Source organism: Arsenicicoccus dermatophilus, from assembly GCF_022568795.1.
GTDB lineage: Bacteria > Actinomycetota > Actinomycetes > Actinomycetales > Dermatophilaceae > Arsenicicoccus > Arsenicicoccus dermatophilus.
Map to the genome: position 1 here is coordinate 1,358,905 of NZ_JAKZHU010000001.1, position 11,784 is coordinate 1,370,688.

12 protein-coding genes are annotated in these 11,784 nt (G+C 70.9%); 3 read left to right on the forward strand and 9 right to left on the reverse strand.

Going from position 1 to position 11,784, the window contains the following annotated elements; genetic code table 11:
• Positions 1–121 precede the first annotated feature (121 nt).
• On the forward strand, positions 122–295 hold the full coding sequence (locus tag MM438_RS06350; protein ID WP_241451671.1) for a hypothetical protein: 174 nt from the start codon (positions 122–124) through the stop codon (positions 293–295).
• Positions 296–1,460: 1,165 nt separating this feature from the next.
• On the opposite strand, the gene MM438_RS06355 is transcribed toward MM438_RS06350, so the two are convergent.
• The 9 genes from MM438_RS06355 to def all read right to left on the reverse strand — a co-directional run bounded on the left by MM438_RS06355 (position 1,461) and on the right by def (position 10,204).
• Positions 1,461–2,693 carry a L,D-transpeptidase gene (locus tag MM438_RS06355; RefSeq protein WP_241451672.1) on the reverse strand — a complete coding sequence of 411 codons (1,233 nt, stop codon included), beginning with the start codon at positions 2,691–2,693 and terminating at the stop codon, positions 1,461–1,463.
• Positions 2,694–2,875: 182 nt separating this feature from the next.
• Complete coding sequence (locus tag MM438_RS06360; protein WP_241451673.1) at positions 2,876–3,280, reverse strand: cytochrome c oxidase subunit 4; 405 nt, start codon at positions 3,278–3,280, stop codon at positions 2,876–2,878.
• Positions 3,281–3,282: 2 nt separating this feature from the next.
• Complete coding sequence (gene ctaD, locus MM438_RS06365; RefSeq protein ID WP_241451674.1) at positions 3,283–5,022, reverse strand: aa3-type cytochrome oxidase subunit I; 1,740 nt, start codon at positions 5,020–5,022, stop codon at positions 3,283–3,285.
• Positions 5,022–5,918 carry an aa3-type cytochrome oxidase subunit II gene (gene ctaC, locus MM438_RS06370; protein ID WP_455769215.1) on the reverse strand — a complete coding sequence of 299 codons (897 nt, stop codon included), beginning with the start codon at positions 5,916–5,918 and terminating at the stop codon, positions 5,022–5,024. The genes ctaD and ctaC overlap by 1 nt, the downstream gene beginning before the upstream one ends.
• A gap of 156 nt (positions 5,919–6,074) precedes the next feature.
• Positions 6,075–6,770, reverse strand: a complete 696-nt coding sequence (aat, locus tag MM438_RS06375; protein ID WP_241451676.1) for a leucyl/phenylalanyl-tRNA--protein transferase — start codon at positions 6,768–6,770, stop codon at positions 6,075–6,077.
• Positions 6,767–7,750, reverse strand: coding sequence for a carbohydrate kinase family protein (locus MM438_RS06380; protein ID WP_241451677.1), 984 nt, complete (start codon positions 7,748–7,750; stop codon positions 6,767–6,769). Before MM438_RS06380 ends, aat begins: the two co-directional genes overlap by 4 nt.
• A gap of 104 nt (positions 7,751–7,854) precedes the next feature.
• Positions 7,855–8,235: a HesB/IscA family protein gene (locus MM438_RS06385; RefSeq protein ID WP_241451678.1), complete on the reverse strand. Its 381-nt coding sequence runs from the start codon at positions 8,233–8,235 to the stop codon at positions 7,855–7,857.
• Between the two features lie 196 nt (positions 8,236–8,431).
• Positions 8,432–9,574: a glycerate kinase gene (locus MM438_RS06390; RefSeq protein ID WP_241451679.1), complete on the reverse strand. Its 1,143-nt coding sequence runs from the start codon at positions 9,572–9,574 to the stop codon at positions 8,432–8,434.
• A gap of 3 nt (positions 9,575–9,577) precedes the next feature.
• On the reverse strand, positions 9,578–10,204 hold the full coding sequence (def, locus tag MM438_RS06395; protein WP_241451680.1) for a peptide deformylase: 627 nt from the start codon (positions 10,202–10,204) through the stop codon (positions 9,578–9,580).
• A 105-nt stretch (positions 10,205–10,309) separates the two neighbouring features.
• Here def and MM438_RS06400 point away from each other — a divergent pair, with 105 nt between their 5' ends.
• Positions 10,310–10,927 (forward strand): DUF3043 domain-containing protein, encoded by a 618-nt coding sequence (locus MM438_RS06400; protein ID WP_241451681.1) that lies wholly within the window; start codon positions 10,310–10,312, stop codon positions 10,925–10,927.
• Between the two features lie 81 nt (positions 10,928–11,008).
• Positions 11,009–11,761 carry a class I SAM-dependent methyltransferase gene (locus MM438_RS06405; RefSeq protein ID WP_241451682.1) on the forward strand — a complete coding sequence of 251 codons (753 nt, stop codon included), beginning with the start codon at positions 11,009–11,011 and terminating at the stop codon, positions 11,759–11,761.
• Positions 11,762–11,784: the final 23 nt, after the last annotated feature.

Below are 11,784 nucleotides of genomic sequence, written 5' to 3' on the forward strand. Positions count from 1 at the left end.
CCTGGTCCGCTGCGGAGGCCCTCCCCCTCGGGGAGGGCCTCCGCACGTCTGTCCGGGTGGCGCTGCTCAACCTGGCGGTCTCCGTCCGCCGCGGTCGGCGAGGCCGGATATGACGTCGACGATGCCGGGCAACAACGCCCAGGCCATGGATCACCAGTACGGCACGACGGACGACCTGCAGACCCGGTCGAGCTTCGGGGAGCCGAGCCCACCCGGCGACTCGCCCATGGACAGGGCGATCGCGGCCCTGGAGGCCGCTCGGGCCCGTCGGGTCCTGGAGATCGGGTGCGGCTGAGTGGCTTCGCCCAGCGCATGCGAGAGGAGGTGGGGGCCGACGTCGTCGCCACGGACCGCTCCGAGACCATGGTGCGGGCGTCCCGACGACGTGGCATCCCGGCGGAGGTGTCGCCGTCGCGGACCACGAGGCGGCCCGGACCTACCTCGCCACCCTCTCCCCCGCCGCTGCGGTCCGCCTGGAGCCCTACCCCGGCCGCAGGGAGTTCCAGGGCTGCAACGCCGTCTTCGTCGCCCGCTGAGGCCCGGCAGCCTGGCCCGGTGTCAGCAGGTGCCCCTCGCCACGGAGCCGCCCGCGGCGCGTAGCAGGAGGAGCGGGGTGAGCGCGACGGCCACCCAGATGCCGCCGAGGACGGGCCGGGGACCGAGAAGGCCTGCAGGGCCGGGATCGTCGCGGCGATGAGGACGGGCCCGGCCGCCATACCGGTGAAGGACCACCGCGCCGCCGCACGGGCCTGGTGCGTGCCTGGGGTGGCTCGGACGCGGATCGCACCCATGGACGAGTTCGCCAGGCTGGTGGTGAACAGGGTCGCCGCGAACAGCACCGCGGTCAGGACCACACCGGGCGTGCCGCCGATCAGGAGCGGGTACAGGATGTAGGGGGCCGAGCGGGCCCACGACGCGAGCCGCAGCGTCCGGTCGAGGCCGAGCCGCTCCGCCCCGTGCCGGGTGACCCACGAGCCGGCGAGGCCACCGATCGACGGCAGGCCGAGGACCAGCGCGTACTCGGGGGGCGTGACGCCGAGCTCGCGCAGGTAGAACACCTGGCTGACCGGGGAGAAGGCGCCCGCCAGACCGGCGAACGCGGTCCAGGACACCACCAGGGCGCGCAGGCGTGCGTCGCGCCATACCAGCGCCATCCCGTCGGTGATCAGGTGCCGCCGCTCTCCCACACCCCTCGCCGTGACCTGCGGGCGGGACTCAGGTCGGCGCAGCAGCGCCTGCGACGCAGACGAGAACGCGACGTTGGCCGCTCCGTAGCAGCGCGGGCAGCGCGACCGAGGAGTCCCCGCCAGCGGCCCCAGCGCGATCAGGGGAAGCACCACCCCGCCCACCGTCGAGCCGAGCTGGCTGATGGCGGTGCCTGCCCACGGTCGACGGAAGTCCGGGTCACCCCCGACGCCTACGTCCACCTACGGCCTCTGCGATGGCCCGCTGCGGGCTGCTCAGCGCCGGAGGGCGCTCTTCTTCTGCCAGTCGGTCCAGGTGTACTGCCACACGGTGATGCCCTCCTCGTCCAGGAAGGGCTTGTTGGTGCCCGTGAACTCCACCGGGTCACCGACCATCCCGTTGTCGAACATCCACTTGGCGTTGGCCATGCTCATGTTCGTGCAGCCGTGGGACACGTTCCGCTTGCCTTGGGCCCACTGCGACCAGGGGGCCGCGTGGAGGAACTCTCCGGTGGTCGTGAGCCGCATGTTCCACTCGGTGTCGAGCTTGTAGTAGTTCGGGTCACCCTTGGGGATGCCGACCGTCTCGGAGTCCATGGTCATGTGGCCGACCTTCTCCATGATGACCTTGATGCCCGACCGGGTCGTGAAGCCCGGCTTGCCGGTGGTGACCGGGATCGTCTTGACGAGCTTGCCGTCCCGGAAGACCGACATCTGGTGGGCCTTCATGTCCACCTTGGCGACCTGCGAGCGGGCGATGGTGAACTGCTCCTTGTCGTCCCGCGTCACCCACTTGTCCTCGCCGGTCTGGACCCCGTCCAGGAGCGCCTCGACGGTCACCTTGGTGCCCGGCTTCCAGTAGCTCGCCGGCCGCCACATGACGCGTCGGTCGTCGACCCAACCCCACGACCCCGCGACCACCGGGGTGGTCGTGACCTTCAGGTGCTTCTCCACCTCGGCCTTGAACTTCGGGTCCTTGACCGCCGAGGAGAAGGACACCATCGCCGGCATGCCCACGCCCACGGTGTCGTCCATGGGGGTCAGGGCGTACTTGGCGACGGTGTCCGGACGCAGGGTGGCGAAGGAGCTCTTGAGCGGCTGCGTGGTCCCGTCGGTGCGGGTGATCGTGCCGGTGACGTCGTATGTCGTGCCGAGCTTGAGGTTGCGCCTGGGCGTCCAGGTGCCGTCGGCGAAGGCGCCCTCGACGGGCTCCCCCTCCCGGGCCACCACCTTGACGTCGGAGACCTCTCCCCCGGTCACCGCGACCTTGATCGGCGTGTTCGGCGCGATGCCCTTGGCGCCGTCGGCAGGGGTCATCACGACCTTGGCGGGCGGTGCAGGCGGGGTCGACGAGGGGGACGGCACCTCGCCGTCGTCGCTTCCGGTCGCTCCTGCCGGTCGCACCGTCTGGGTCCCCTGTGCGGCCTGCTTGTCGCCGCTGCAGGCGCTCAGGCCCCCGGCCAGCACCAGCGCCATCGCCAGTCCCACAGTGGTCGTCCTGGACGTCATCGTGTTCGTCTCCCCTCGGTGTTCCGGTTCAGGGTACCGGGGTCACTCTCGTACGGCGCGGGGTGCCTGACACGCCGCACCAAGGCCACCACGAATCGTTATCGCCCCTGCCGGGAAAGCCTCGATCGTGCTGAGGCCCCGCTGACCGGACGTCAGCGGGGCCTCGATGGTTGCACGGGCAATCAGACGTGATGGGGTCCCTGGAAGAACTCGAACACCCAACCCAGCAGGCCGATGACGCCCAGGATGAGGGCCAGCAGGAAGAACCACCAGCCGACGGCGAGTCCCATGAAGACCATGGCGGCGGCGCCGGCGGCCACGATGGGCCACCAGGACTGCGGCGCGAAGAAGCCGTAGTCGCCCTCGGCGTCCGCGATCTCGCCACGAGGGTTGTCCTCGGGGCCGAGCCCGGGCAGACGCTTGACGGTCGCCCGGAGGTAGAACGCCACCATCCACATCATGGGAACGAGGAGCAGCAGCGCGACCACGCCGACCGGCTCGTGAAAGCCGGTGACGAACCCGTAGACCAGACCCACGGGGATGAAGAAGGTGCCCAGGACGCTGAACAGCTTGATGGCAGCGTTCATGATCAGCGCACGTCCTCTCGGGTGGTGGAGGTGGCACCGTCACGCTCGGCCGTGCGGGCACCGAGGCGCTCCATGGTGGCCGGGTCGGCAACGGGGTGAGCACCCTCGGCGTCCGGGTGGTGCAGGTCCCATGCGGGCCGCTCGGAGCGGATCCGCGGGATGCTGTCGAAGTTGTGACGCGGGGGCGGGCAGGAGGTCGCCCACTCGAGCGAGCCGCCGTAGCCCCACGGGTCGTCGACGAGGACCTTGGGCGCCTTGCGGTGCGTGATCCAGACGTTCCACAGGAACGGCAGCATCGACAGCGACAGCAGCAGCGAGAAGACCGTGGAGATCTGGTTGAACAGCTGGAAGCCGTCCTCGGGCAGGTAGTCCGCGTAGCGGCGGGGCATACCGTCCACGCCGAGCCAGTGCTGGATCAGGAAGGTGCCGTGGAAGCCCACGAAGAGCAGCCAGAAGTGGATCTTGCCCCACCGCTCGTCCAGCATCTTGCCGGTGAACTTGGGCCACCAGAAGTAGAAGCCGGAGAACATCGCGAAGACCACGGTGCCGAAGATCGTGTAGTGGAAGTGCGCCACCACGAAGTAGGAGTCGGACAGGTGGAAGTCCATGGCCGGGCTGGCCAGGATGACACCGGTCAGACCGCCGAAGCAGAAGGTGACGATGAAGCCGATCGCCCAGATCATCGGCGTCTCGAAGGTGAGCGAGCCACCCCACATCGTGCCGATCCAGTTGAAGAACTTCACGCCGGTCGGGACCGCGATGAGCATGGTCATGACGGAGAAGAACGGCAGCAGGACCTGGCCGGTGACGTACATGTGATGGGCCCACACCGACATCGACAGGGCAGCGATCGCGACCGTGGCGAAGATCAGGGTCTTGTAACCGAAGATCGGCTTGCGGGAGAAGACCGGGATGACCTCGCTGATGATGCCGAAGAACGGCAGCGCGATGATGTAGACCTCGGGGTGCCCGAAGAACCAGAAGAGGTGCTGCCACAGCACGGGCCCGCCGTTGGCCGGGTCGTAGACGTGGGCGCCGAACTTGCGGTCCGCGCCGAGCGCGAACAGGGCGGCGGCCAGCACCGGGAACACCATGATCACCAGGATCGAGGTGACCAGGATGGTCCAGGTGAAGACCGACATGCGGAACATGGTCATGCCCGGCGCCCGCATGCACAGGATCGTGGTGATGAAGTTGACCGAGCCCAGGATGGTGCCGAAACCACCGAGGGTCAGACCGAAGACCCACAGGTCACCCCCGAGACCGGGGCTGTAGGTGGCGTCGGACAGGGGCGCGTAGGCGAACCAGCCGAAGGAGGCGGCGCCGGCCGGGGTGAGGAAGCCGAAGGCCGCCACCAGACCCCCGAAGAGGTACATCCAGTAGGCCAGCGCGTTCAACCGCGGGAAGGCGACGTCGGGGGCACCGATCTGGATCGGGACCAGCGCGTTGGCGAAGCCGGCGAACAGCGGTGTCGCGAACAGCAGCAGCATGATCGTGCCGTGCATCGTGAACAGCTGGTTGAACTGCTCCGGGTTGTCCACGACCTGCAGACCCGGCTGGAACAGCTCGAGGCGGATGAAGACCGCCAGCAGGCCACCGATGAGGAAGAAGATGAACGACGTGACGAAGTACAGGTTGCCGATGACCTTGTGGTCGGTCGTCGTCAGGACCTTGGCGATCTGGGTCCCGAGCGAGTGCTTGCGCTCAGTCCCAGGCAGCGCTTGCGCGGTGGCTGTAGCCATCAGTTGCTCCCCTGGCTGGTCGGGATGAGGGTCTGCTGGGCAGGCTCGATCTTCTCGCGGTTGAGGCCGTTGGCGAGCTGGCCGACCTTGCCTCGCGCCTTCTGGTCGGCGATGAACTTGTCGTACTCCGCCTGGGACACGACCTTGACGTTGAACAGCATCTGGGAGTGGTAGGCGCCACAGAGCTCGGCGCACTTGCCCTTGTAGGTGCCCTCGCGGTCGGTCTTGACCTGGAACTTGTTGACCCGGCCCGGGATCATGTCGAGTTTCTGCTGGAAGGCCGGCACCCAGAAGGAGTGGATGACGTCGCGGGTCGTCAGGATGAACTCGACGCGCTTGTGCACCGGCAGGACGAGGGTCGGCAGGGCTGCCTCGGCCCCGGGCTTGCCGTTGAGGTTGCCCTGGACACCGTCCACGTAGGTGTTGGCGTCGACGTAGTTGAAGTCCCAGCTCCACTGCTTGCCCACGACGTTGACCCGCACGTCGGGCTTGGCGGAGGTGTCGAGCAGCGCGGCCTCGTCGCGAGCGGTGTAGTAGAACAGCACGCCCACCATGAGGATCGGGACGACGGTGTAGAAGATCTCGATCGGCACGTTGTAGCGCAGCTGCGCCGGGTAGCCCGTGTCGGACTTCTTCCGGCGGAAGGCGACCATGCAGTAGATGGTCAGACCCCACACGATGCAGCCGACCACGAGGGCCGCGATCCAGGACCACACCCAGAGGTTCTCGATGCGCTCGGTCGACGTGGTGGCTCCCCGCGGGAGGAAGCCGCGGGTGACGGCCTCGCTGCATCCGCCGAGCAAGGGGGTGAGGACCAGCAAGGTCCCGGCGCCGACGACGGCGCGGACCCGGGAGGCCGCTCGGGATGAGTCATCGTGCCTGCGCAACAGACGCACCTTCCGACATGAGGCTAACTACAAGGCTGACAGATACATGGGACAGACATGGGCACCCTACCCTGAACCGAACCCGGATGACTCCCCCACGCGCGCGCAGGTGCGGAACGCAGTGTGACGAGGACGACGTCGGGATCGGCACCGTCCTTCGGCCGGTCAGCGCCATTCCTCCGGCAGCGGGGTCGCCAGCAACCGAGGCAGGCGCCCGAGGTAGTCCTCCCGGGAAAGGGTGGTCACGCCGAGGCTGGCGAGGTGGCCCGTCGCCCACTGCACGTCCACGAGCCGATCCCCGCCACCGGTCCGCACGTCCGCCAGGTCCTGGGCGAGCAGGTCGACCAGCGCGACGAGCGCGGCCTTGGACGCGTCGGTCACGCGATGGAACATCGACTCGCCCGCGAACAACCCGCCCACCGCGATGCCGTACAGGCCTCCGACGAGCTCGCCGTCGCGCCAGGTCTCGACGCTGTGCGCCCAGCCGAGCCGGTGCAGCTCGGCATACCCGCGCCTGATGTCCGAGGTGATCCAGGCGCCCTCGCGGGAGGGGTCGCCGCACGCGGCCACGACCTCCTCGAAGGCCGTGTCCACCCGTACCTCGAAGGTCCGGCAGGACCGACGCAGCGACCGGGAGACGCGCAGGGCGTCGAGCTCCAGCACCCCTCGCGGGTCCGGCGACCACCACCCGAGCGGAGGCCCCCCGCCCTCGCCGAGCCCCATCGGGAACAGTCCGACGCGATAGGCCGCCAGCACCGTCCCGGGGCTCAGGTCGGCGCCGTAGCCCACGAGGTCCTCGCCCGGCGCGGCCTGCCCGACTCCCAGCTCCCAGACCGTGGGGAGGGGCTCGACCGGTGTCACGCCAGGTCGACGGCAGCCGTGATCTCCGCGGCCGCCTCCGCGCCGTAGGCCTGCGCCAGCCGCCGGGAGAACCGCTCGCGGTCCAGGCGGTACTCCTGGGTGCCCGTGGTCTCCAGCACGTGGGTGGCGAGCATCGAGCCCAGCTGGGCCGCCCGCTCGTGCCCGAGCCCGCCGCAGATCCCGGCCAGGAAGCCGGCCCGGAAAGCATCGCCCACGCCGGTCGGGTCCACGACGGTGTCGGTGAGCACGGCGGGGACCCGGACCGGCGCCGTCCCGCGGGCCACGACCTCGGCGCCGTCCTTGCCACGGGTGGTGACCCGCACCTGGACCCGGTCGGTGATCCCGTCGACGGTCCAGCCGGTCTTCTGCGCGGCCATGTGCAGCTCGTACTCGTTGGTGAACAGATAGGCAGCACCGTCCACGAGGGAACGGATCGCCGGGCCCCCCATGAACGCGAGCTGCTGGGAGGGGTCGCTCACGAAGGGGACCCGGTGCTCCCGGCACCAGGCGGTGTGCGCGACCATGCGCTTCGGGTCGCTCGGCGCGATGACGACCAGGTCGACGCCTCCGAGCCGCTCGATCACGGCACCGAGGTCGATGTGGCGACCCTCGGTCATGGCCCCGGCGTAGAACGTGGCCATCTGGGCCAGGTCCGTGTCCGTGGTGCAGATGAACCGCGCCGTGTGCTTGTCGGCCGACACGTGCACCTGCTCGCAGTCCACCCCGTGATCGGTGAGCCAGCCGCGGTAGTCCTGGTCGAAGTCGCGTCCGACGGCGTCGCACAGCACCGGCCGCTGCCCGAGGCACGCCAGGCCGAAGCAGATGTTGGCCGCCACCCCGCCGCGGCGGATGTCCAGGCTGTCGGCGAGGAAGCTCACCGAGATCTTGTCGAGCTGGTCGACGAGCAGGGAGTCGGCGAACCGCCCCTGGAAGGTCAGCAGGTGGTCGGTGGCCACGGAACCGGTCACGAGGATGCGCACCGCGACAGCCTAGAGGACACCCAGGCGTGCGCAGGGCCCGTCATACCTGCTCCTGGCGGAGGTATGACGGGCCCTGCGGGCCGGAGACCCGGCCTGCCGACGGCTCAGCTGAAGGAGTCGCCGCAGGCGCAGCTGCTGCCGGCGTTGGGGTTGTCGATCGTGAAGCCCTGCTTCTCGATGGTGTCGGCGAAGTCGATGGTCGCACCGTCGAGGTAGGGCGCGCTCATCCGGTCGACGACGACCTCGACGCCGTCGAAGTCGCGCACCAGGTCGCCGTCGAGGCTGCGCTCGTCGAAGTAGAGCTGGTAGATCAGGCCGGAGCAGCCGCCGGGCTGCACGCCGACGCGCAGCCGGAGGTCGTCACGCCCCTCCTGCGCGAGAAGGCTCTTGACCTTGGTGGCCGCCACGTCCGTGAGATGCACGCCGTGCGTGCCCTCGGCCGTGGGGGTGGTCGCGGTCTCGGTGGTGGAGTCCTGCAGGCTCATGGCGATGTCCTTCGTGGTTCGGGAGCTTGCCGCGCGGGCGGTCGGCTACGAAGGTCAACCTTCGCACACCCCTGGGTGTTCCCGGGAGTTCCCGGCGGCTGCGCACGGGGCGACCCCGGCCGGGCCGGGCGCAGCCGCCACGCGGGCGAGCCCTGCGCGCGACGGCGAGGCATCCACCAGCGCGGACGGCCGGCGACTACGCCCGTGACCAGGTGCGGGCGACGCGCTCCGCGCGGGCGGCCAGGGTGCCCGCCGGGTCCGCCAACGCCCGCGGCACCTCGCGCAGACCGTCGGCGACGGGATAGATCCCGCTGATCCCGACGGCGGCGGTCTCGCGCCTGCCCACGAGGCTCTGGCCGGGTACGACGACCGCAGGCCGGGCCGCGGCGATCGCCGCCTCCCCCACCGTCGCGACGACCCGACCCCGCAGGCTGGCCCAGTCCAGCCGGCCCTCGCCGGTGACCAGGAGATCGTGGCTCGCCGCGGCCGCCGGCAGGTCGAGCAGGCTCCCGACGAGGGCTCCGGCCGGCACCAGGCGCGCACCGAGCAGGGTCAGGGCCCAGGCGACCCCACCACCGGCTCCGGCGCCGGGCGTCTTGTCCACGCGAACCGGTCGCCCGGTGAGGAGGTCGGTGCGCGGTGGCAGCACCCGACCCGCCTCGGCCACGAGCGCACCGGTCCACGACTCCAGGGCCTGCGCCTGATCCGGCGTCGCCCCGTGCTCCTCGGCCTGCCGGGCAGCAGCCCCCTGCAACCCCAGAAGGGGCAGCTCCTCGGGCGTCGCGACGTGAACCTCGACGTCCACCAGACGTCGCGCCGCCTCTCGGAGCAGGTCCAGCGACCCGGTCTCGACCGCCGGGTGAGCCCGCTCGTCCGGCTCTCCCGCCAACGCCCGCCACAGCCCGAGACCGGCGTCGTGGCAGAGCAGCTCGCGGACGCCCACCACCACGCGGCGAGCCCCGGCGTCGACCGCGGCGGCCACGAGGGCTCCCACGGCGTACGACGTCGTGACGGAGATGTCCCGGCGACCCGGCTCGACCAGGTGCGGACCGCAGGCCTGGGCCGCCTCGACGTACGCCGGCGTCCCGCGCTCCCCCGGCACCAGCAGGACCTCGGCGGGCACCTGCCCGCCCAGGGGGCCCGGCAGGCTGACGAGGGCGGTGCGGGCTCCGGGCAGGCCGGACAGCGCCGCGACGAAGCCCTCGCCGCCGTCGCTGAGCGGCAGGGTCGTCACCTGGTCGGCCGGGGCGGCGCGCAGCCAGCCCTTGGCGAGGGCGTCGGCCGCCTCCCGGGCGGTGAGGGTGCCGCGGTAGGCACCCGGGGCGACGAGGACGCGCACGAGTCAGTCGCGGTCGCCGTGCTCGAGCTCCGAGCCGCCCACCTCGTCCTCGACCTCGTCGTGCCCGAAGGGATCGCGGTCGACGCCCGGCATCCAGGTCAGGCCGGGGACGTTCCAGCCCCGGGCGCGCAGCACCTTCTTGGCCTTGCGGGCCCAGCGCCCCTCGAGCCGGTCGACGTAGAGCGAGCCGTTGAGGTGGTCGTACTCGTGCTGCATGCAGCGGGCGAACCACCCGGTGGCGTCGAACTCCAGCCGGTTGCCGTCGAGGTCCTGGCCGATCACGTGGGCGCGCAGCGGGCGCAGCAGCGGGAAGGCCTCACCGGGGACGGACAGGCAGCCCTCGCTGTCGTCGCGGGGGTCCGGCTCGCCCGAGGGGCGGCCGGAGGTGGTCACCACGGGGTTGATGACGACGCCCCGTGGCGGGACCCCGTCGTCGTTCTGCATGACATAGGTGAAGATCCGCAGCCCCACCCCGATCTGCGGAGCGGCCAGGCCGACGCCGTTGGCCGCGTCCATCGTGTCGTACATGTCCTGCACCAGCTCGCGCAGCCCGGTCCCGAAGTCGGTCACCGGCTCGGCCCGCCGGTGCAGCACGGGTTCGCCATGGATGACGACGGGACGGACGGTCATGGTGGCTCCTTCAGGCGGTATGACGGCCAGGAGAGCCTACCCGCCGCGGGACCCCCGGCCGCGCGCTGCCGTCCAGGCCCGCACCAGGGCGGATAGGCTGTGCCGGTGCTAGGACGTAACAAGACCGGCGGTGCCACGAAGCACGAGCCCTCGTCGAACGAGCAGCTCGAGGCCGAGAATCGGTCCCCGCGACCGGGGGCCAAGAACCGCCCCACCCCCAAGCGTCGCGAGGCCGAGGCCGCGAAGCGCCGCCCGCTCATCGAGACCGACCGCAAGGCCGCCGCCGCCCGCGACCGGGAGCACGCCCGCCAGGAGCGCGCCCGCCAGCACCAGGCGATGATGGCCGGCGAGGAGTGGGCGCTGCTTCCCCGCGACCGGGGTGCGGCCCGGGCGTTCATCCGCGACCACGTCGACGCCCGATGGAACATCGCCGAGTTCACGATGCCCGCGCTGATCGTGGCGATGCTGATGTCGCTGCTCGTCTCCTGGGTCAAGAGCCCCTATCTGGTGCAGGCCGTCATGTTCCTCACCTACGGGGTCATGATCCTCGGCCTGGTCGAGCAGACCATCGTCTACCGGCGCATCAAGCGGCAGTTCCGGACCCACCACCCCGACGAGGAGTGGCCCGCGCGCGCGGGCTTCTACTCCGGGATGCGGGCCTTCCAGCTGCGACCGACCCGGGTGCCGCGACCCCGCGTGCGCCGCGGGCAGTACCCCCGGTGACCTGACGTGCCCTTCACCGAAGGTCGGGCGACCTGGCTCGGGCGTAGGAACCTCCTGCGCGATGTCGTCAGGCAGGAGGTCGTGCGCCGCCAGCTGGAGGTCCACCTCCCGCTGCCGCCCGCCACGGTGCTCGACGTCGGTGCCGGGCAGGGCACGCAGGCCATCCATCTCGCCCGCGCCGGTTACCAGGTCGTCGCGGTGGAGCCCGACGAGCAGACGCGGACGGCCTGCCGATCGGCCCTGGACGCCGAGCCCGACGACGTGCGGGCCCACGTGCGGGTCGTTGACGGCGCCCTGGAGAGCCTGGACTCGCTGCCGCAGATCGCGGGTGAGACCTTCGACGCGGTCCTGTGCCACGGCGTGCTGATGTATCTCGACGACCCCAACCAACCGATCCGGGCCCTCGGCCGACGGGTCGCGGTGGGGGGGCTCGTCTCCCTCGTGACCCGCAACGACGGCGCGCTCGCCTGGCGCTATGTCCTGCGAGGCGACCTGACGGCGGCCCACGAGCTGCTCGACGAGGCGGACCGTGCCAGGTGGGAGCGCCGGGACGCGCGCTACACCAACGAGCTGGGCGTCGAGTGTCGCGCGGACAACCTCGAGCGGCTCGGCGCCTACCTCGGCGGCATCCGCTGCTCCTTGGAGCACTGGTACGGCGTGCGGATCGTCACCGACGGGGTGCCGGTCGACACGGCCGTCCCCGAGGACCCGACAGAGCTGGCCGCCGTGCTCGACCTGGAGGAGCGACTCGGCCGCACCGAGCCCTACCGCCGCCTGGGCACGCTGCTGCACCTGGTCGGACGTCGCGGCGAGGGCCGCGGTCCCCAGCTCTGACCGACCCCGGCCGCGCCCCGCGA

Coding starts and splice junctions, on each gene's coding strand:
- MM438_RS06350 (WP_241451671.1), top strand. CDS start 122: ATGCCGGGCAACAACGCCCAGGCCATGGATCACCAGTACGGCACGACG.
- MM438_RS06355 (WP_241451672.1), bottom strand. CDS start 2,693: ATGACGTCCAGGACGACCACTGTGGGACTGGCGATGGCGCTGGTGCTG.
- MM438_RS06360 (WP_241451673.1), bottom strand. CDS start 3,280: ATGAACGCTGCCATCAAGCTGTTCAGCGTCCTGGGCACCTTCTTCATC.
- ctaD (WP_241451674.1), bottom strand. CDS start 5,022: ATGGCTACAGCCACCGCGCAAGCGCTGCCTGGGACTGAGCGCAAGCAC.
- MM438_RS06385 (WP_241451678.1), bottom strand. CDS start 8,235: ATGAGCCTGCAGGACTCCACCACCGAGACCGCGACCACCCCCACGGCC.
- def (WP_241451680.1), bottom strand. CDS start 10,204: ATGACCGTCCGTCCCGTCGTCATCCATGGCGAACCCGTGCTGCACCGG.